The sequence below is a fragment of the Bacillus thuringiensis genome (genome assembly GCF_001182785.1).
Lineage (GTDB): Bacteria > Bacillota > Bacilli > Bacillales > Bacillaceae_G > Bacillus_A > Bacillus_A thuringiensis_S.
Genome location: NZ_CP012099.1, coordinates 934636 through 953956, shown reverse-complemented (window position 1 = coordinate 953956; position 19321 = coordinate 934636). Strand labels below are relative to the sequence as shown.

The following is a 19321-nucleotide window of genomic DNA, read 5'->3' as shown; positions in this document are numbered from 1 at the left end:
TTTTCTTTATAATAAAGTGAAACTTTATTCCTCCGCATCCCTCATACTGTAATACCCCAAATTAATAATAACCAAGAAATACCCGCCCATAATTCCGGCAGCGAATGTCCACATGAATTCATGGTGTTCAATTTCATACATAATAATCGCACATAGTATTGCGGCTGCAAACCGATTTATCATTCCGAGCATCGGTGCTTTTTCTTTTTTTACAATGCTATCTCCGAACTTTTCAATACGCCTTCCTAAAATCCAGGCGCAGTACATACTCACCAAAAGGCCAATACTTATCCCGACAAACTGGGCTGAAAAAGGTGTCAGCAACCATCCCAATAACATTACGCCTAGCAAACAATACATTTGTATATTGAACGATCTTAATGCCATACGAATCATGTTATTCTCCTTTATCTTTCTCGTTGTAATTCCGTATCATCAATCCAATCTTCCAGGCTTCAAGCTTTCAGCTATATCTTTTTTAAAATGAGGGAATTTGATTTTGCTCACCATTAAATAAGCGAGTACGCATGTACCAAACGCCACGAAAACTGGATTCTTTAAAAAACATAAAATGAGGAGACACATTGCCGCAAATGGAATCGGCATACCGATAAAGGTCGGGAGTTTGCTTTGCTGCGTGTTAAATCTCGCAAGCCGAAGCATTCCGCAAATACTGTAAGCAAGCGCACATATCATCCCGATAGACTGCAAATCTTTTAACGCGACACTATATGCAAGAATAGACGGTGCCACACCAAAAGTAACTAAATCCGCAAATGAGTCCAACTCTCCACCAATTTCTGAAACAGAATCAAGTTTCCGAGCAACCATGCCATCAAAAAAATCAAACAACATACCCGTAATAATAAAAACTGCTCCCAAATAAATATCGTGAACGAAAACAGCATAAATAGCTAAAAGCCCACATATAAAATTTGCTATCGTAATCATATTTGGTATGAAACTCATAACACGCTTCTCCTCCTTTCTACTAATTGCTTCATCTACGTTCTTACTCATTACAATTAAGATCCTTCTGCTTTTCTTCCAATATCACTTTATTTATTTTCGTTAACGTCTCGGTCATTTGCTCTAGGGCATTTATATCGATTTTAGAAAAATATTTCTCAATTAATACATCATCTAACTCAGACAACCGCTCTATATACTTACTACCTTTCGGACCAAGTGTAAGAAAATACTCCCGTTTATTATTAGGGTTTACTTGTTTTGAAATCATCTTCTGTTTCTCCAATTTCGATAAAACTTGGCTAACGGCACTTTTTGATATATTAAAAGTAGTCGCAATATGATTTGCTGTCGTGTTTTCATTTAAATTAATATGAAATAGCATGCTCTCTTGCTGTCCAGTAAGACCGAACTCATCTTTTAACTCCTGAAATAGTAAAATGTAAAATTCATTATAAGCTCGGTTCATTTCATTAATTACTTCTTTATAAGTTCTAGTCATAGCGTTATTCCTCCATGCTTTTATTTCGTTTAATAGTTAAGTTCACTTAACTTAACTATAGTATACCGTTATGTTCGTGTAAAGTGAAATATAACTCTACACTTTATCAGCTGTGCTTTTAATGTATGTAAAACTTTCTTTCTCTCTTCATAATCTTCTACATCAGCTTCTTTCCAAAGCTCAAGATTAGCCCCCTCCCCTTTCTCCAGTTATATTGCTGTAAGACCAATGTATAAGACATAGCATCTAAATCTTCATCTATATCAAGCTCATCTAAACAATCTTCTAAAACAAGTTAAGTCACTGCTTCCTTCATCCAAATACCCAATTAATCGTTCTGAATAATCAAAAATAAAAACAATTAAATTCCATATAGACCCATTACTGGTTAAAATGTTATAATAAAATCACCCTACATAGTTACTCATAGCCAGACTGAGGAACTAGCGTCTTATTAAGTAATGCGCATAACTAAAATAAAAAAGACACTTTACGGTGTCTTTTTTATTTATATTCCTAGGAATTATCTCTTTTATAAACACACTCTATCAAACAGTAAAGGAGACAAACAGATGGAACATCCTGTTGCAAGAGAATTACGTTTTATACGGGTATGTCTTATTATTTTGATTATTGTCATTGCATTCTGGGACCGGGAGAAAACTGTGGAAATTACTGATCACGGTAGCGATCCTATTTTAAACACCAGCAATATGACCCAAGTTGGTGAGAATACATTTGCATACAAAGATGAATCGAATCAAATTAAAATATTTAAGTTTAATCCAGATACAAATGAAATAAAATTAATAAAAGAGTTTTATGCTAACGAATATTAATTACATGAATTAAATAATTCAAATCTGTAGAAGGCACTTTAAAGTGCCTTTTCTTTATAAACTACAAAGTATGAGAACCCAAACCATTAGCCGCAATTACGACTAAGGCTTTTACTATATAAAACATAGTAAAAATAGAATACTCACTTAAATTGTTTCTCACTTCACAAACTACACCCAAAAAGTTGGATAGCTTCTTTTACTACTCATATTATTAATGAATAAAGCAATAACTACAATAACAACGGAGCCAATTAAAACTGGTGTTACTAAATAACTCCAACTGTTTGCTCCTAAAATAACGATAATCGGATCGGCGCCTGCCGGAGGGTGCGTCGTTCTCGTTAACATCATAACGGCTATTGCCATCCCCACCGCTAAAGCAATTGTCCAATATTCATTCCAAAACAAATGATATATTGATAGACCAATGAAAGTTGAAATCAAATGTCCTCCAATAATATTACGCGGTTGAGATAATGGCGCATTCCAAACTCCAAACGCTAATACACAACTCGCCCCAAATGGAGCCATTAATAATTCTGTAGAGGTTATGCTCGTTAAATATGTTAAGGTAAGAATTGTTAAAAATCCCCCTAGTAGTCCTGTTAAAGAGTCCTTTATATTTACTTGTAATGGACTTCTTCCTTTCCCTTTCATTTTTGTAAAATATCGTACACTTACTGGTTGAGGATCTTTCTGCTTAGTTGCTGTTATATTATCCATCGTTCTCCTCCTTTATTTACCAACAATTATAACTCGACATAACTAACCTGTAAATATTAATTTAAGGGGTTAGTTTTAAAATACAAAAAAAGAATCAACTGTTATAAGTTGATTCTCTAAACTTCCTCAAATTTTCGATCCTGAAATTTTGCTACCTTTTTCCGGTTCCCACATATTTTCATAGAACACCATTTTCGTTTTCCACTCTTATCTATAAATAATAAAACACAGTCAGGATTTGAACACCTTTTAAGGGAAATAAGCTTATTTTCTGCTATTAACGTTAAAGCGTCAAATGCAATTAACGATGCGAGTACATCCTCGATTTCTCCAACTGGGATAGATACTAGCTGCTGTTCAATGATTTTATATGTAAATGGTGCCTTCTCAATTTGTTTTTCTAAATACGTAATAAAATCATTAGAAATTTCTTGTTGATCAGCAATTGCCTCAAACTGTTTTCTCAATACTTCTCTTACCTCTAATATGCTAGATGTAACTTGATCCATTCGCTTCTGAATTCCTATAAGTGTTTTTTCATTCCAAAAAGGAAGATTAACCTTTATTACATGTAGCCATTCTAATACATCTTCATTTGTTATTAATAAATCATAACGTTGTCCACGCCTAACTAGCTCTGTATTTACTAAATCTAATGAGGGATTTCCAGATATAAGCGGGAATTGTTTTGTTTCCTGCATGTACTCATCACCTTCTCTTTAAACAATCATATTCCAGATTAATACAGAAGTGCAACTTTTTTATAAACTACAAAGTATGAAGATTAAAGCCTTTAGCCATAATTACGACTAAAGGCTTTTGTATGTAAGTAAATGAAAAAGGAGCTACTTTTATGGAACATAATAAAAATGGAATGCTTGCTTTAATTGTTTTATTTTTAGGATTAGTGTTTTTTGTTAGTGGAATGGTTTATCATTTATGGGGCTCATTTTAATTTCAACTTTTAGACAGATAAATAATTCGAATCAGAGAAACGCACAAACTTTTCCCTTTTCTTTCCAAAATCAATATAATAAGATATAAAATGTAATACATATAAAGACAAATATATATAGCACTCATTAAAAGTGCTTCTATTTTGGAAGGAAGAAACAAACGATGAACAAAAAGTTATTAGCATCATTATTATGTAGCACATTCTTGTTTGGAGTATCAGCTTGCAGTTCACATGATGCGCCCGAGAAAAACGAGCAGGCTACTTCTAAAAAAACAGAGAATAACAAACTTAGCAGCAAGGATCCGCAAAAAGAACTTCCTACCAATGTAGATTCCTCTGATGTATACATGTCAATGGGATCTGCCGAGTCATTAGATGTTCTAGGGACTGGAGAAGTTAAAGCACAAGGTGTCTTTAAAGTATTAGACATCGCCGTTTATAATCGTAAAGAAGAACCCATTACACTAGATATTAACAACTTTAAATTAATTGATGGATTTGGAAGAGAATATCACATTTCCAATGAATATCAGTCAGTACTTAAAGCTGCAAATATCTCCACATTCAAATTTAATATTGTTAATCCTAATGAAAGTTCGGAAGGAAACATTGTATTTGATGTACCGAAAAACACGCAAGGATTAACTTTAAAAATTAATAATGATAAGTTAGATAAAGAACTCCAATTAAAAGTGGAATAGGCCAATAAATACGTCTCCCTTAACATTCTCTACTGACATAAAAAAGTACAGTCTTTTCTACAGCAGACTGTACTTTTTTATTTATCATTTCACATAACATTCCCTAATTTTTTTGACTAGATGCTCTCCAATCACGAAAAGATGTTGGGCGTCCAGAAAAAGCTCTTTGCTTTGTAACAGATGGTTTTTCTTCAGGAGTCGTTGTTTTTTCTTTAAGAGTCGCTGGTTTTTCTTTAAGCGTCACTGATTTTTCTTCAAGAATAGTCACAGCTGTTTGCATTTTCTCTAACTGTTCTTTCAACAATTGTTGTTCAATCTTTAAATCCGTAAGTAAACGTAAAATCATCTCAGAATTAGCCATAAAGATCCTCCTTCCCCCAAATACACAGAATAAAATACAATATGTAGAAGGCGGAATACCGGTGACAAAAATAAGGTCGTCAACTCTTTTAAACTTCCAAAGTTCTTTTATTTTTTTAAGGACCTGCTCCATTCATCCTTAAAAACATAAATTAAATTAAATCCATTATTAAATGGTCTTTATGGAAGGAGGAGTTAATATGGGCTATGGCGGTAGTTGTGGTGGAGGCTGTGGTTTCGGCGGCGGATTTGCCTTACTTGTTGTGCTCTTCATCTTATTAATCATCGTTGGCGCTAGCTGTTGGGGCGGCGGATTCGGCTGCTAAGGAGAGGCACTCTTGAGAGTGTCTTTTTTTTGATATGTAGCTCGTATACATATTGTTCAAATCTATATAATTTTTAAAAATATAGTTTTAAAGCATATTTCTCAATGAATAAAACAACTTAACATGGTAAAATAATATTTGGATGGGAGTCCAATATATTATTAAAATTAAGATGGTTCAAGTCGAAGAAAGGCACCTTAGGGTGTCTTTTCTTTATGAAAAATATCTAACTATCAACCTTTTCCTTATGACTTCTATCATCAACAAAGGGTGATACAAACTATTACATATGTTTGTACCACCCTTTATTGATGCGTTTAGACTTCACAGGTGTTGAAGTTTTAGACTTCTCCCTTAGTGTACCCATCTTATTAGAACATCCTGTAATCTGTAGACAAAATGTAGCTAATAAAAACAATATTAATAATTTCTTCAATAAATCCTCCTACATGCATAAAACACCATATGTTACAAAACAAACATAACATCAACTCTTCATAAAAACAATATAATCCTCGGTCCTTAAGCTATCTCTTAACATAGGAGTACCGCCACATATCCATTTTTAAAATATCCCCTACTTAAGGAATTTGTAATTATCAAGTAAGAAAAACGAGAGCTTTGTTTCCTATAATCAAAATATAAAGCGAAGGAAGAAAGGTTATTTCTGAAGTTTATATGTATGTGGAAGAAGGAGAAATCTACGTTTGTTTAGAGTAATAATATGAATGTGTCCAAGTTTTGGAGATTAATTGTAAATATTTCGAGGTTTTTGTACCAGAATTCTAATTACCATACCTGTTTTTTACCATCACATATTGGAGGTTAAAACATGAATAAAAAAAAGAAAATACAAAGATCAGTACTTACCTTTACCCTACTCTTTTCTTTAGGCGTTTCATCTTTCCCGCTTACAACAACTATTCACGCAGATACACGTGAGGAACAATCTGCTGAAAAGAAACTAGTCTCTTTAACGGAGCGTACATCATTATTTTTTGAATATCTCCAGCAAGGTAAGTATGCCGAGGCACTACAGTTGACGTCTGCTGCTTTTCAATCTAAGTTTACAGCAAACACATTACAAAACTGGTGGACACAAAGTGGCTGGAGCGGGATAAAAAGCATGGGAACCCCCGTGATAAAAGAACGAAACTTGGTCCATCAGACGGTGGAAATTCCAGCAGCTACCGAAGGAACTACCATACCGCTACTCCTTAAATTCACACCTGGCGGGAAAGTAGATGAAATTGGAGAAAGGCCACCCGAGGAATCTTTTACCATCCCCCATCCTAGCTATGATCAACCTGACTCCTATCAAGAACGTGAAATCGTCATTGGAAATTCTACCTATCCGTTACCAGCGACATTAACAGTTCCGAAACATAAGCGTGGTGAAAAGGTACCCGTCGTTGTTCTTGTGCATGGTGCTGGCATCCATGATCGCGATGCTACCTATTTGGGAACAAAAATCTTACGAGACATTGCGGTGGGCCTTTCATCCAACGGAATTGCAGTGTTGCGCTATGAAAAACGTACCTTAGAACATGCATTAAAGATGAGTGCAGAACCTGTTACATTAGACCGTGATACTACAGATGATGCCATATATGCAGCAAAATCCGTAGCGCAGCAGGAAGGCATTGATCCAAGTAATATTTTCATTCTTGGACATAGTCAAGGAGCCGGTACAATGCCACGTATACTGAGCAAAGCGCCTTCCTCACTTGTCCGAGGAAGTATCTTACTCGCACCACCTGCACGCCCTTTGACTGACATTGCCATTGATCAGTATCAATACCTTGGGAAACCAAAGGAAGAAATCGATGAACTAAAAAGACAAGTCGCTTTTATTCAGGGTCCTACTTTCAATCCTGATCATCCTCCAGCTGGCTACAATTTTGGGTCACCTCATTTTATGTATGATGTTTCTAGGTGGCGTCCAGTTGAAGAAGCAAAATCACGAAAAGAGCCTTTACTCATCTTGCAAGGAACACGCGATTATCAAGTAACAGTAAAAGATGAATATACAAAATGGCAGAAAGGACTTTCAAACCGGGGGAATGTTCAGTTCAAAAAATACCCGAAATTGAATCATTTCTTCACGGAGGGTGACGGAGAATTAAGTCTTCCTAGTGAATACGAAATCCCTGCTAATGTTCCCGAGTACGTCATCCAGGACATTATTACATGGGTTAACGAGACAAAAAAATAAGATAACATCAAAAGCCTTCATGCAATCATCATTGCGTGAAGGCTTTTTTGAAGCTAGTGATTTAGAGATAGCTATTATTTTATATAATATTTGCCCCAAAACGAAAAATTAGAGTCTTTTATAGCAATGAAGTTCATTTTAGGAGCAAGCTAAGCTCATACAACGTCAATTACAGTAAAAGCTTTTTATTTTTTCTAAAGGCTACGTGTAGAGAATTTAAAGATTCGCGTACGAAATAAAACTTAACAGGTTTCATTTTTTGAATTAAGCCGCTTGATTATCAGACATGGTACACTTGTAAACGACACCTAATATATCAAAGACTGTTTTCTTCTCATATCGATGAGATTTCCGCCCGCTTTGCTGTAGGAGATTGAAAAGGTGAATTAGAACCTTTGATAAATTTTGGCTGTATTTCTATATTGAGTAACTCTTTATACACATAGAAATACTTTAATAATTTTCAAATGCATTCCTGGTCTATTCTTCACAGGAAATGATTGTAATTTCTTATTTTTGGGAAATGGATGGTAACCCTTGTATATTTTCCTTCTTGTGATTGAATAGAAATATCATGTCCCAATTTCAAAACCATTTGTTTTACAAGGTACAGTCCCATCCCAGTAGATTTTGTATGTGTTCTTCCATTAGAACCCGTGAATCCTCTTTCAAACACACGATGTATATCTTCTTGCTTTATCCCAATGCCTGTATCTTGAATAAACAATCTTTTTTCTTCATGATCCTCCTCCAAACGGAAAAAAATCTCTCCACCTTCATTTACATACTTTAAAGCATTTGCAGTAATTTGGTCTATGATAAATGCAAGCCATTTACTATCACTTTGAACGGATTTTTGCACTTCCTCCATATGAAAGTGAATTCGTTTCGTGATAAAGATTTTGGCATATTTTTTTACACTTTGTTTAATGATTTGATTCAACTGTACATCTGTAATGAAATAGTCTTTAGAAAACGAGTCAATTCGTGAATAGTAAAGAGCCTGTTCCACATAATTATCAATTTTATTCAGCTCATCTTCAAACTTATCTACAAGAAAATCTACTGTTTTCCCCGTACTGTTCTCAATAAGTAAATTACTAGCGGCAATTGGAAGCTTTACCTCATGAACCCAAGACATAATAAAATCTTGGTGATCCACTTTCTCGTGAATCAACTTTTGAAGTTGCTTAGAATGATTGTCCCGTACTATTTTTATCATTTTGACATATAAAGCTTGTTCATAATTTTGTGGTTCAATCAATTCTATAGGAAAATCTTCCTTTTGATTCTCTATTAGATTATTTAGCTCCATGTAAAAAGATCTTCGATAATAATATCCAATAGTAATATACAGACTTACGGAAAGGAAACAAATAACGTGAGTATAGAGCAGATTTTTAATCACGAGATTCCGACTATCATTTACAACCATAATTAATGAAACAAACAACATTAATATGAAGTACAGTATGAAAAAGAAGCGTTTATCTTTTATATATTGAAAAAAACTCATGAAATGATATACCCGTATCCTTTCTTAGTAGTAATGAAGCCTTCCTTACCGAGGTCAGTAATTTTCTTGCGTATCCGCGTAATGTTAACGGTTAAGGTGTTTTCGTCCACGAATCTTTCATCAGCCCAAAGACTACGCATTATCTTTGTTCGGCTTACAACTGTTCCTTTATTTTGCATGAGAAGTTTTAAAATAATAAATTCATTTTTAGTTAGCGTAATAGCATCATCCACATAAGACAAATTGTAGGTTTTAAGATTGAGCACAATCCCATCATGCTCAATAACATTTAACTCTATGTCTTCTATATACGTATATGTCCTGCGCAGGAGTGCATTAATCTTCGCCATTAAAACATCTGTGTGGAACGGTTTATTAATGAAATCATCTCCGCCCATATTCATCGCCATTACCATATCCATTGGTGTATTACGAGATGAAAGAAAAATAATCGGCGTTTTTGAGATTTCTCTCATTTTATTACACCAGTAAAATCCATCAAATGATGGTAAATTAATATCCATTAATACAAGATGAGGACTATTGTTTAAAAATATTGATAATACTTGGTCAAAATCTTCTACCTTTACTGTAGTAAATCCCCATTTTTCTATTGTCTCTCCCAACATATCTCTAATCGTTTTTTCGTCTTCTACAATCATAATTTTCACGGTTATTCCTCCAAAATCTTATATTAAAGATAATTTGTGTTGTATATTTTCTTCCCATACTGCTACATTAAATTGCAATTGCATAATCTTCTATATCACATTATAGTGGAAAAAATACAGAAAAAAAGGAAGATTTATTGTAAGGTGACAAAACTGTAAGGTTAACCTAAAAAACTGTAAGGTTATTGAAGGGTTCCATCATATAGAATAAAACCTGTAAGAAAAAATAACGTCTTTAATGGAGGAATTATATATATGAAATCAATAGTAGACGCAAAACAAATCAAAAAAATGTATGGAACAAAAGGAAATACATTTACTGCATTACATGATATTGATTTAACTGTTCGCGAAGGTGAGTTTGTTGGAATTATGGGGCCTTCAGGTGCCGGAAAGTCCACACTTTTAAATATTTTGGCGACCATAGATCAACCAACGTCCGGTGAGATTTTGGTTGATGGGACGAGCATACTAAATATGAAAGAAGAACAATTATCTGCATTCAGGCGGGATAAACTCGGTTTCATTTTTCAAGATTATAATTTATTAGATACGTTAACAGTGAAAGATAATATTTTGTTGCCACTTGCACTGGCAAAAATGGATGTAAGAGAAATAGAAAACAGAGTTAATGAGATTTCAGAGCGCTTTGGTATTCGTTCTATTTTAGACAAATACCCGTATCAAATCTCAGGGGGACAGAAACAGCGTACAGCTGCTTCACGTGCAATGGTATCTAAACCCAGCTTAATATTAGCTGACGAGCCGACTGGCGCACTTGATTCAAAATCGGCAGCAGACTTATTGGAGAGCTTACAAAATTTAAGCCAAGAAGATAACGCAACCATCCTCATGGTAACACATGATGCTTTTGCAGCTAGCTATTGTAAACGCGTTTTATTTATTAAAGATGGTACGCTTTTTACCGAACTCGTAAAGGGGAATTCTTCCGGCAAAGATTTTTTCAAAAAGATATTAGATGTTTTGTCCATTCTTGGAGGTGGTACAAGTGACGTTATTTAGTTTAGCGAAAAAAAATATTAAAGGAAATTTAAACAACTACCTTCTCTACATTTTCTCTATGGTGATTAGTGTCGTGATTTGCTATACTTTCAACTCATTATTGTATACACCAGAAATTAAAAACGCCGTTAATAATATGGAAGGTACAATGTCACAAACCTCTTTCGTTTTAATAGGATTCGTAGCAGTTTTCATTGGATATTCTAATGCATTCTTCACGAAAAAACGTAAAAAAGAAGTAGGTCTGTACTCCCTACTTGGCGTTAGAAAAAAAAACATCGCAAGAATGCTGTTTTTTGAAAATGTAATTATCGGGGCTATCACTTTAATATGCGGGCTCGTATTAGGGATAATATTATCCAGATTGTTTATCATGTTACTCCTTAAACTCGTAGGTGCTCCAGTCGATGTGAATTTTAGTATTCCTATGGAAGCAATTATGAATACCACTATTACATTTACGGCCATTACAATTTTTACATCCCTTCAATCGTATCTTTTAATTTATCGCTTTAAATTAATTGAATTATTCCAAGCAGAGAAAAAAGGGGAGAAAGTACCAAAAGCATCTATTGTCTCTGCCGTAGTTTCGATTATTTTACTCGTAAGTAGTTATTGGTTTATGTTTAACGGGGCAACAATGCTTTCTATGCCTCTTGTCGCTATTGGAACATATTTATTATTTCGTTCTTTAACTGTGTATTTACTAAAGCGTGCACAAAAAAATAAACCGAACTACTATAAAGGGATTAACATCATTGGAACATCTCACTTGTTGTATCGTATAAAAGGAAATGCCCTTATGCTTACAATTATCGCATTACTAATTTCTGTAGCACTGCCATATCTTCAAGCGAGTTTCTCGGAATATTCTATCACTGAGAAAGATGCTCATGAAACAGCTCCTTTTAGCTATATTCATCTTTCAAAAGATGAAACATCTGACAATCAAATCAAACGGGTTATTTCAAAAGACAAAGATCATCCGATTACAGCGCAACTAGATATTCCGGTTATTCAAGTAAAAGGGAATACTTCAGCACCATTCCAAAATAAAAATGATCTATCTGTTAATTTGATTTCAGAAAGTGGATTTCATAAAATGAACAAAATTCTAAAACTAGGAGATATACCAAATCTTTCTGGTGAGCATGCTATTGCATTCCAACAATACATTAATCAACCAGCCACTGATTTTATTGATCATAAAGTCAATATTCAGTTACCTGCGGGAAATTATACTTTTAAGCTCAACAAGTTAGAAAAAAAAGCGATACGACTAACCTCTGGTTCTGAGCTCTTATACATTGTAATTGATAATGCAAAGTTTGACAGTGTAGCAAAACAAATCAGTCCAATCACATATAAAGCTTATAAAGTAGCGGATGAAAAAACAACAAAGGAAACATCTGAAATAGTAATGACGCTAGCAGGGAACGATACTCATATGCGTACGTTCTATAAAGAGTATAAAAAAATAAAAGCACTTACGGGAATGAAAATCTTTGTAGTTAGCTCTTTAGCATTAGTTTTACTAGTTGCAACAGGAAGTGTTATATACTTCAAACAGCTAACAGAAGCACATTCAGATAAAAATCGTTATGAGATTTTACGGAAAATTGGTGTAAATAAAAAAGAAGTACGGACTACCATAGCAAAACAAACATTATTTATATTTCTCTTTCCGCTAATTATTGGGATACTAAATGCAGCCATGTTAACAATGTCAGTATCCTTACAATATAGCATGGATATACAGCAAGATGTCATTTCATTTATTTATGCTATGACAACGTATGGTGTGATCTACCTTGTTTACTACGTTTTAACCATTAATTCATATAATAGAATTGTGAATAAATAAACATAAACCACCTCTCGAATATCGAGAGGTGGTTTAATATATTTAACAAAACAAGATGCATAGTGAACTGTGAGCTAATTAACATGTTTCAAAAATATGTCTTAACGTACATTTATCTTTATTAATATGATGATCCCATGCCTATCAACTTAAGAAAAGTAAACACCTCAAAAATAAAAAATGAACTGATTCCCCAAAATTACTAACTATAGAGAAATAAACTTTTCGTTTAGAGGGTACTTAAAAACCTTAGCTTGATAGCGATTGGGTGCGCCAGCATTCCGAAAAAATCACGCTAAGCAAAAAATATAATAAGCTGTCGATATAGACAGCCCTTTACATAATTATCGTTATTGGAATCAAAATAAGCTTACACATCCAAGCTGTTGATGATAGCTACTATTTGATGATCTGTCCATTTGCCATTAATCCTTATATTTTCTTTCGCTATACCTTCTTTTTTAAATCCCACTTTTTCTAATACACGAATAGATGCTAAATTATCAAGCATCGCTCCTGCTTCAATTCTATGTAGCTTTAATTCCCTAAAAGCAAAATCTACAACAAGTTGAAGAGCCTCTGTTGTATAGCCCTTTGCATTATGCTCCTTATCTAAAGTAAATCCCGTATAACAGCTTTGGAGGTCTCCCCTAACAATTTGAGTTAATGAAATGTCTCCAATCAGTTTATCATTTTCTCTTAAAAAGATTCCGAAAGGGTATACTTGCCCTTCAGCTGTCTTTTTTAGAGCTTATTCAAGACGTATTTTTTGATGTTCTTCTGTATAAAAAACTTCTGGGAGCAATGGACAAACTCGTTGAAAAAATTCGCGATTTCTAATATGTAAGTTAGCTAACTCGTTGGCATCATCAGTTTTATAAAGCCGAATATAAATGTGCTTCCCTACTAGTTTCATAACATCCCTCCAACATTTTTATATGTCTAATGAGGAAAAAATATACCGTATACTATATACAGTTGGATATTATCAGGAATCATTTTGCACAAAAGAAAAGACACTCCATATGAGTGTCTTTTCCAATAGTTTTTAGCAGAAGCAAGAAGCTCCAACGATGATTAATAAAATGAATAACACAACTAATAAAGCAAAGCCTCCAGAAAAGCCACAACCGCCACAACTACCACCATAGCCCATAATAGTTCCTCCTTTAGATAAGAGGGGAAAACTAAGGTTCACTCATGTATTTTAATGGATTCGTTTCATCTTATGTTTTTTCGTATTGATTGAGCAGGTCCTTTAGAAAACTATTTACATATTAACTATATTTTTAAAAATGAATAATTTAACTATAACAATAAATAGATAAATTAATATAATGTATTAATTCTAAAAGAAGGGAGGAATAGCCATGCAATTAGTTTGTTTTAAAATAGTAAGTGGTCAGTATTTCTTGTTTGTAGAAGGTATTCAAATTCCTGTACCAATTCCAGCAGTTGCTGCAGCTTTATTAATTGGTTTAGGAGTAATTCCACTTTGTTCTTAATGTAAGGAATTCGTATCATTCCTATCTTTCCATTGGAAAAGCCTCAAGTATATGAATACTTGAGGCTTTTCTTATAATTGAGAAAGACACTTTAACGTGGCTGAAGATCTCCTGATTTAACTAATGCGGCCGTTACATCATCACCGAAAGTATTGAAACAGAATACTTTCTCGTCTATCTTATCCATTACTGTAGCTTCACCTATCTTGCCACCTTGAAGTTTAATAAAATAGTTATGTTCTTCTAAAATTTTACTAAAATCTCTGTTTGCCCATCTTTCAGTAATTGCTAATAGCTCTTCTTTATTCTTGAAATTGTTTCCGTTTAGAATGTTTCTTACTTTCTCTGCATTCTTTTTGGACATAGGGGTTGCTCCCTTTCCTTCACACGCTTTTACTTTTTGATGAGTCATGCTATGCATAGCTGAAATCACTTCTTCTTCAGTAGAAGTTACTGTAATGTGAAGTTGTGCATTTGAGCCTTTCACTTCTGCTTCATTCGATAGTGTGTCTTCTTTATTAACCTCTGCAAAAACATGGTCCTCACTCCCAAGCGGGACTTCAGCAAACTGTAACATTCCATAAGTCATACCAGTTGCAAGTACTACTACACCTATAATAGATGCTAGCCAATACGTTAGCTTTTTGTCCATCTTCATTTCCCCTGTCTTCGTTTAAATATCTTAACTAAAGAGTACCATATTTAATTCCTTTTTATTGAAGTGTCTCTAATTTTTACTATAAAAAACGTATAAATCATTTAATACCAATATAACAACTTCACAATCATGACTATGCCTATTCTCATAACAGGATCTATATACGATGTCACTAAATCATCTGGTGAACTATTAGTTATTAGTACGGCTTTGCATCGTTATTCTCAAAAAGGATAATTATTGTACATACCAATTCTTATGTATGAAGACACCCAAAACAAGTGTTACGAAAAAAATATAAAAAAGACATCTTTTCTAGGGAAAGATGTCTTTTTTATATAAACCTTAATGTTCGTTCTGTAAAACCCTCGCTGCCTTTACTCCTTCTTTCTCTTCTTTTAAGAATAACGATACGATAAATGCAACAATAATAAAGATTAACCCAAGTGCAAATGCACCTTGGAACCCTGACGTTAAACCGTTTAACTTCTCTACTGGATCCAGTGGATTTACGGAGCTCTCCATATAGCTAGTTGTTCCTGAAGACATTTTCGAAATAAAGATAGCTGTACCAATTGCACCAGCTACTTGTTGCAACGTACTAAATAGTGCTGTTCCGTGCGGATATAAATCTGGTGTTAATTGATTTAAACCGTATGTTTGTGCTGTCATGACAAACATGAGTCCAACCATTAATACGCTATGCATGACAATAATTTGTAACATTGATGTATCAGGAGTAATGCCTTTAAATAAGAACATTGCAATTCCTACTAAGACAATGCCGGGAACGATAATAACTTTCGGACTAAATTTATCAAATAGTTTACCTGCGATTGGCCCCATTATGGCGCTAATAACACTTCCCGGAAGCATGATAATTCCTGATTTAAAAGCTGTAACGAGTAAAACGGTTTGCAGGAACATCGGTAATAAAGTCATCGTTGAAAATAACGACATCATCACAATGACAATTAATCCAACTGATAATGTAAACATCGGAACTTTAAATGCTCGTAATTCTAAAATTGGATTCTCAATTTTCAATTGTCGAACGGCAAAAATACATAATGAGATAAGCCCAACAATTAAAGTGCCATACACTTTTGCATCGGACCATCCTAAATCACCCGATGCACTAAAGCTATACACAAGCCCGCCAAATCCTAATGTCGATAAAAGGATAGATGGGTAATCTACTTTTGGCCTTGTTAACTCTGAAACATTTTGAATGTACTTCATCCCAATCATAATGGAAATGATCACGATAGGAATAACAATATAGAATAACCAGCGCCAATTTAATGAATCCACAATTACTCCAGATAATGTAGGGCCAATTGCCGGAGCTGCCATCATCACGAGTGCGATTAATCCCATTGTCGCACCACGTTTTTCAGGTGGACAAATGATTAAAATCGTATTCATTAATAACGGTGTAATTAACCCCGTCGCTACAGCTTGGACGATACGGCCAATTAATAAAACGGAAAATGTCGGTGCGAATCCCGCAATTAATGTACCGACTAAAAACGTTACCATAGCGATCAAAAACATTTGTCTCGTTGTGAGCCATTGCTGAAGTAACGCTGTAATTGGAACTAAAACCCCAACTACTAACATGTAAGCCGTAGAAAGCCATTGAATCGTTGAAGCGGTTACGTCAAATTCTTTCATTAATACCGTTAACGCATTACCAAGTAATGTTTCATTTAATAATGCAACCATTGCACCTAAAAGTAATGCAATTAAAATGGGGGTATGTTTCAAATTAGAAGTATCAACTTTGCCACTTGCTGGGCTCTTAGTTGTCATATTCATTTACAGATTCTCCTCCTGTTTCTTACTTAAAAAACTTTAAATATACCGGAACACATGTAATATAATATACATATGTAGATTAAAAAGGGAGAATCAATTTTCAGCCACTGTATATTTAATCTACAAAAAAGGAGAATTGTAGATGAATGATAATGAAAAACAACTTGATTTACGTATTAGACGTACACATAAATTACTGTGGGATTCCTTATTTGAATTAATGACGCAATCAAAACAGAAATATAGTACGATCACGATTAACCAAATATGTGACCGCGCAATGGTACACCGAACAACCTTTTATAAACACTTCGAAGATAAAGATGCTTTATTAGCATTTGGATTTAAACGATACAGCAAGATGATTGCTGAAATACCGGTTTCAGATCGATTAAGTAAACCATTTCAAGTAATGGAACAATTTCTACATCATGAAGAAATCGGTAAAATATTAGAAACGCAAATGTCTGATGAACAATTTATTAACCGAACACAGTATTTAAGTCACGAAACGAGAAAACAAGAAATAGAAGCATTAAATCAACTGCACAAAAATCATACGATGCCCAATGATTTAATCATTGAATTTTATTCAGGGGCAATCACCTCATTAAGCGCATGGTGGTTTAAAAGTGAAAGAAAAGTTTCTGCTGCTGAAATGGATAGGTATCTCCACCAACTTATTAATCGGGATATTTTTCAGTTTGAAGAGGATTAAGACTACACCTTTTCAATCATGCAATAAAGTGAAACTTTAATCAGCCCTCACCAATCGGACTTTTACGGACAGCCCGACCCCCACCTAACTTCTTTGCTTCCACTGAATTTTGAGGTGGGGGTCTTACTGCCCGTTAAAGCGGGATCAAATTGACCACAAAATAGGAATATGATATATTTTCCGTAGAATACTATATAAGTATGACATCAAATAAAATGGCATATAATAAAAAGAAGAGATGCGCTAACATCTCTTCCTTAACTGCTACCGTATAGGGTGGTGGTTATTATACGTTATTATTTTTTACGAAACCCACCCTTTTGCTTCCTACGGCGCGGAGTGGTTTTTTTGTTGTCCTTACTCAGAAGTTACTTCCGCAAAAAATACGCTGAAACTTCACGTACAGTCGCTTTTACAAATTCTTTTACAAGGTCAAACAAAAACTCCATATTATCACCCCCTTTCCTTCCAAATGGAAAGAAGGGATAACCACCCACCCTCACAATATGCAGTTACATATATTTTATCAAATGATTGTAAAGATATTATGTAAACAAAACAAGTGAAATTTTACATAGAAAAAAAGCCCCTCCAAACTGGGCTTTTATACACATACTATTACTTACCGATCTTCTTCAAATCCGAACTTTCAATAATCGAATGAGCATATCCATCTTTCCCAACTCGCACCATCGCTCTTCCTAATTGCTCTGAAGTTATTACACTTCCGAATCGCTTCAATAGTGGATTAAAAGGTTTCATCACATCGTACATCAATTGATATAATTTCGTTTTTGATTTCACATCATTTGCCGGGATGATTAACCCTGGTCTAAACATATACACAGCTTTGAAAGGTAAACGTAATAACTCATTTTCCGTTCTTCCCTTCACTCTCGCCCACATCGTACGTCCTGATTCTGTACTATCTGTGCCGCTACCAGATACGTAAATGAACGTCATATTTGGATTTAACTCCGCTAATGTGTTTGCGGCGGATAATGTTAAGTCATGCGTAACTTTTGTATACGCCTCCTCCTTCATCCCTTGAGAAGAAACACCTAAACAAAAGAAGCATGCATCAAATCCGGTTATTCGCTCTTCAATAGACGATAAGTCAGCCACATTTGTCAGCTCAATTTCAGTTAATTTTTCATGCATCGCATTCGTACGTTTTCTACCAATCGTTACGACTTCTTTTACTTTCTCATTTAATAAGCTTTCTCGTAATACACTCTGACCGACCATACCTGTCGCTCCAAAGATTATAACTTTCATTTGCATCCTCCTTATAAAAAGGCTGGTTTATCACCGTCTGTATTCGGTTTGTTTACGCCTAAGTTTCCGCCAACGTGTAAATCTGGTGACTGCGCTAATTTCACGACGAAAGCTGCAACACTTTTACGTGATACTTCCGTTCCTTTATATGGCTCACCTTTTTCTGTAATTTCATACTCCACTTCATCATAATCCGTTAACCACGCTGGTCTTAATACTGTGTATGCAAGATTTGAAGCCTCGATTACATCAACAGCTTTTCTATACGGTCCTAAATATTGACCAATCGTACGGTTATTCCATTTCCCGAACTCTCCTGGCACTTCATCATAAATACCGAGTGCGCTAATGAAAATAAGACGTTTTACTTCCGTCTCTTCCATCACATTCACAACCATTTTCGCCTGCTCTTCTAAATCATCACCAGCTAAATTCGCATACACTACATCTTGATTTACCATCGCCTCTTGTAACGCTACACGATTTAAAACGTCACCTTCCACAATACGTACACGATTAGAAGCATATTGCTGTACTCGATCTGCATTTCGTAAATATAACGTTAACTTTACATCCGTTTCATTTAAAAATATATCAATTGCATGACGCGCAATTTGTCCGTTCGCTCCAAGAATTAATACATTCGTCATAGTCAAAACTCCCTTTCCTAT

The 19321-nt window shown here is 34.5% G+C and carries 21 protein-coding genes and 3 pseudogenes; 8 read left to right on the top strand and 16 right to left on the bottom strand.

Annotation, left to right across the window (positions count from 1 at the left end; translation table 11 throughout):
* Positions 1-24 precede the first annotated feature (24 nt).
* From AC241_RS04915 to AC241_RS35105, 4 genes and pseudogenes are all read right to left on the bottom strand, one after another.
* Positions 25-396 carry an ATP synthase subunit I gene (locus AC241_RS04915; protein WP_050842730.1) on the bottom strand — a complete coding sequence of 124 codons (372 nt, stop codon included), beginning with the start codon at positions 394-396 and terminating at the stop codon, positions 25-27.
* A 39-nt stretch (positions 397-435) separates the two neighbouring features.
* Positions 436-1020 (bottom strand): CDP-diacylglycerol--serine O-phosphatidyltransferase, encoded by a 585-nt coding sequence (pssA, locus tag AC241_RS04910; protein ID WP_103574504.1) that lies wholly within the window; start codon positions 1018-1020, stop codon positions 436-438.
* Positions 1013-1471 (bottom strand): MarR family winged helix-turn-helix transcriptional regulator, encoded by a 459-nt coding sequence (locus AC241_RS04905; RefSeq protein WP_016082642.1) that lies wholly within the window; start codon positions 1469-1471, stop codon positions 1013-1015. The genes pssA and AC241_RS04905 overlap by 8 nt, the downstream gene beginning before the upstream one ends.
* A gap of 68 nt (positions 1472-1539) precedes the next feature.
* A pseudogene (locus AC241_RS35105) lies at positions 1540-1824 on the bottom strand (MarR family transcriptional regulator).
* A gap of 219 nt (positions 1825-2043) precedes the next feature.
* Here AC241_RS35105 and AC241_RS04895 point away from each other — a divergent pair.
* Positions 2044-2310 carry a YmzC family protein gene (locus AC241_RS04895; RefSeq protein ID WP_000400965.1) on the top strand — a complete coding sequence of 89 codons (267 nt, stop codon included), beginning with the start codon at positions 2044-2046 and terminating at the stop codon, positions 2308-2310.
* A 171-nt stretch (positions 2311-2481) separates the two neighbouring features.
* Here the strand turns inward: AC241_RS04895 and AC241_RS04890 are convergent, their stop codons facing one another.
* Together AC241_RS04890 and AC241_RS04885 are read right to left on the bottom strand one after the other, a co-directional pair.
* Entirely contained in the window at positions 2482-3036 is a 555-nt protein-coding gene (locus tag AC241_RS04890) for an HPP family protein (protein WP_050842728.1), read from the bottom strand.
* A gap of 116 nt (positions 3037-3152) precedes the next feature.
* A complete protein-coding gene (locus tag AC241_RS04885; protein WP_016082644.1) occupies positions 3153-3737 on the bottom strand; it encodes a CGNR zinc finger domain-containing protein in 585 nt (194 codons plus the stop codon).
* A gap of 418 nt (positions 3738-4155) precedes the next feature.
* Here AC241_RS04885 and AC241_RS04875 point away from each other — a divergent pair, with 418 nt between their 5' ends.
* Positions 4156-4695, top strand: a complete 540-nt coding sequence (locus AC241_RS04875; RefSeq protein WP_001035582.1) for a DUF4352 domain-containing protein — start codon at positions 4156-4158, stop codon at positions 4693-4695.
* Between the two features lie 103 nt (positions 4696-4798).
* Here AC241_RS04875 and AC241_RS04870 read toward each other — a convergent pair whose 3' ends face one another.
* Entirely contained in the window at positions 4799-5056 is a 258-nt protein-coding gene (locus AC241_RS04870; protein ID WP_029441764.1) for a hypothetical protein, read from the bottom strand.
* A gap of 199 nt (positions 5057-5255) precedes the next feature.
* Between AC241_RS04870 and AC241_RS04865 the strand changes: the two genes are divergently transcribed.
* Complete coding sequence (locus AC241_RS04865) at positions 5256-5381, top strand: YjcZ family sporulation protein (protein WP_000540377.1); 126 nt, start codon at positions 5256-5258, stop codon at positions 5379-5381.
* A gap of 832 nt (positions 5382-6213) precedes the next feature.
* A complete protein-coding gene (locus AC241_RS04860; protein ID WP_050842727.1) occupies positions 6214-7596 on the top strand; it encodes an alpha/beta hydrolase in 1383 nt (460 codons plus the stop codon).
* Between the two features lie 264 nt (positions 7597-7860).
* Here AC241_RS04860 and AC241_RS32555 read toward each other — a convergent pair.
* The 3 genes and pseudogenes from AC241_RS32555 to AC241_RS04850 form a co-directional block, all read right to left on the bottom strand.
* A pseudogene (locus tag AC241_RS32555) lies at positions 7861-8013 on the bottom strand (IS4 family transposase); the annotation flags it as partial.
* A 70-nt stretch (positions 8014-8083) separates the two neighbouring features.
* A complete protein-coding gene (locus tag AC241_RS04855; RefSeq protein ID WP_050842725.1) occupies positions 8084-9112 on the bottom strand; it encodes a sensor histidine kinase in 1029 nt (342 codons plus the stop codon).
* A complete protein-coding gene (locus tag AC241_RS04850) occupies positions 9109-9783 on the bottom strand; it encodes a response regulator transcription factor (protein ID WP_050842723.1) in 675 nt (224 codons plus the stop codon). The genes AC241_RS04855 and AC241_RS04850 overlap by 4 nt, the downstream gene beginning before the upstream one ends.
* A 255-nt stretch (positions 9784-10038) precedes the next feature.
* Between AC241_RS04850 and AC241_RS04845 the strand changes: the two genes are divergently transcribed.
* Positions 10039-10806 carry an ABC transporter ATP-binding protein gene (locus AC241_RS04845; RefSeq protein ID WP_050842721.1) on the top strand — a complete coding sequence of 256 codons (768 nt, stop codon included), beginning with the start codon at positions 10039-10041 and terminating at the stop codon, positions 10804-10806.
* Entirely contained in the window at positions 10793-12670 is a 1878-nt protein-coding gene (locus AC241_RS04840) for an ABC transporter permease (protein WP_050842719.1), read from the top strand. Before AC241_RS04845 ends, AC241_RS04840 begins: the two co-directional genes overlap by 14 nt.
* A 370-nt stretch (positions 12671-13040) precedes the next feature.
* On the opposite strand, the pseudogene AC241_RS32550 reads toward AC241_RS04840, so the two are convergent.
* Both AC241_RS32550 and AC241_RS32545 read right to left on the bottom strand, forming a co-directional pair.
* A pseudogene (locus tag AC241_RS32550) lies at positions 13041-13586 on the bottom strand (GNAT family N-acetyltransferase).
* Positions 13587-13718: 132 nt separating this feature from the next.
* Positions 13719-13826 carry a YjcZ family sporulation protein gene (locus AC241_RS32545; protein WP_000540375.1) on the bottom strand — a complete coding sequence of 36 codons (108 nt, stop codon included), beginning with the start codon at positions 13824-13826 and terminating at the stop codon, positions 13719-13721.
* A gap of 214 nt (positions 13827-14040) precedes the next feature.
* Here AC241_RS32545 and AC241_RS35660 point away from each other — a divergent pair, with 214 nt between their 5' ends.
* The gene (locus tag AC241_RS35660) at positions 14041-14175 is read left to right on the top strand and encodes a hypothetical protein (RefSeq protein ID WP_001177693.1); all 135 of its coding nucleotides are present in this window, start codon (positions 14041-14043) and stop codon (positions 14173-14175) included.
* Between the two features lie 91 nt (positions 14176-14266).
* Here the strand turns inward: AC241_RS35660 and AC241_RS04835 are convergent, their stop codons facing one another.
* Positions 14267-14827 carry a PRK06770 family protein gene (locus tag AC241_RS04835; RefSeq protein WP_048565177.1) on the bottom strand — a complete coding sequence of 187 codons (561 nt, stop codon included), beginning with the start codon at positions 14825-14827 and terminating at the stop codon, positions 14267-14269.
* A 351-nt stretch (positions 14828-15178) separates the two neighbouring features.
* A complete protein-coding gene (locus AC241_RS04830) occupies positions 15179-16654 on the bottom strand; it encodes an MDR family MFS transporter (protein ID WP_048565176.1) in 1476 nt (491 codons plus the stop codon).
* Between the two features lie 142 nt (positions 16655-16796).
* On the opposite strand from AC241_RS04830, the gene AC241_RS04825 reads away from it, so the two are divergent.
* Positions 16797-17372, top strand: coding sequence for a TetR/AcrR family transcriptional regulator (locus AC241_RS04825; protein WP_050842717.1), 576 nt, complete (start codon positions 16797-16799; stop codon positions 17370-17372).
* A gap of 618 nt (positions 17373-17990) precedes the next feature.
* On the opposite strand, the gene AC241_RS04815 is transcribed toward AC241_RS04825, so the two are convergent.
* Both AC241_RS04815 and AC241_RS04810 read right to left on the bottom strand, forming a co-directional pair.
* Entirely contained in the window at positions 17991-18650 is a 660-nt protein-coding gene (locus tag AC241_RS04815; protein WP_050842715.1) for an NAD-dependent epimerase/dehydratase family protein, read from the bottom strand.
* A gap of 11 nt (positions 18651-18661) precedes the next feature.
* Positions 18662-19300: an SDR family oxidoreductase gene (locus AC241_RS04810; protein ID WP_050842713.1), complete on the bottom strand. Its 639-nt coding sequence runs from the start codon at positions 19298-19300 to the stop codon at positions 18662-18664.
* Between the last annotated feature and the right edge of the window lie 21 nt (positions 19301-19321).

What these genes read in the sequence shown, in the direction of transcription:
- AC241_RS04845 (WP_050842721.1), top strand. Translation starts at nt 10,039, where the DNA reads ATGAAATCAATAGTAGACGCAAAACAAATCAAAAAAATGTATGGAACA.
- AC241_RS04905 (WP_016082642.1), bottom strand. Translation starts at nt 1,471, where the DNA reads ATGACTAGAACTTATAAAGAAGTAATTAATGAAATGAACCGAGCTTAT.
- AC241_RS04915 (WP_050842730.1), bottom strand. Translation starts at nt 396, where the DNA reads ATGATTCGTATGGCATTAAGATCGTTCAATATACAAATGTATTGTTTG.
- pssA (WP_103574504.1), bottom strand. Translation starts at nt 1,020, where the DNA reads ATGAGTAAGAACGTAGATGAAGCAATTAGTAGAAAGGAGGAGAAGCGT.
- AC241_RS04875 (WP_001035582.1), top strand. Translation starts at nt 4,156, where the DNA reads ATGAACAAAAAGTTATTAGCATCATTATTATGTAGCACATTCTTGTTT.
- AC241_RS04810 (WP_050842713.1), bottom strand. Translation starts at nt 19,300, where the DNA reads ATGACGAATGTATTAATTCTTGGAGCGAACGGACAAATTGCGCGTCAT.
- AC241_RS04885 (WP_016082644.1), bottom strand. Translation starts at nt 3,737, where the DNA reads ATGCAGGAAACAAAACAATTCCCGCTTATATCTGGAAATCCCTCATTA.
- AC241_RS04865 (WP_000540377.1), top strand. Translation starts at nt 5,256, where the DNA reads ATGGGCTATGGCGGTAGTTGTGGTGGAGGCTGTGGTTTCGGCGGCGGA.
- AC241_RS04890 (WP_050842728.1), bottom strand. Translation starts at nt 3,036, where the DNA reads ATGGATAATATAACAGCAACTAAGCAGAAAGATCCTCAACCAGTAAGT.
- AC241_RS04815 (WP_050842715.1), bottom strand. Translation starts at nt 18,650, where the DNA reads ATGAAAGTTATAATCTTTGGAGCGACAGGTATGGTCGGTCAGAGTGTA.
- AC241_RS32545 (WP_000540375.1), bottom strand. Translation starts at nt 13,826, where the DNA reads ATGGGCTATGGTGGTAGTTGTGGCGGTTGTGGCTTTTCTGGAGGCTTT.
- AC241_RS04835 (WP_048565177.1), bottom strand. Translation starts at nt 14,827, where the DNA reads ATGGACAAAAAGCTAACGTATTGGCTAGCATCTATTATAGGTGTAGTA.
- AC241_RS04830 (WP_048565176.1), bottom strand. Translation starts at nt 16,654, where the DNA reads ATGAATATGACAACTAAGAGCCCAGCAAGTGGCAAAGTTGATACTTCT.
- AC241_RS04825 (WP_050842717.1), top strand. Translation starts at nt 16,797, where the DNA reads ATGAATGATAATGAAAAACAACTTGATTTACGTATTAGACGTACACAT.
- AC241_RS04870 (WP_029441764.1), bottom strand. Translation starts at nt 5,056, where the DNA reads ATGGCTAATTCTGAGATGATTTTACGTTTACTTACGGATTTAAAGATT.
- AC241_RS35660 (WP_001177693.1), top strand. Translation starts at nt 14,041, where the DNA reads ATGCAATTAGTTTGTTTTAAAATAGTAAGTGGTCAGTATTTCTTGTTT.
- AC241_RS04855 (WP_050842725.1), bottom strand. Translation starts at nt 9,112, where the DNA reads ATGAGTTTTTTTCAATATATAAAAGATAAACGCTTCTTTTTCATACTG.
- AC241_RS04860 (WP_050842727.1), top strand. Translation starts at nt 6,214, where the DNA reads ATGAATAAAAAAAAGAAAATACAAAGATCAGTACTTACCTTTACCCTA.
- AC241_RS04895 (WP_000400965.1), top strand. Translation starts at nt 2,044, where the DNA reads ATGGAACATCCTGTTGCAAGAGAATTACGTTTTATACGGGTATGTCTT.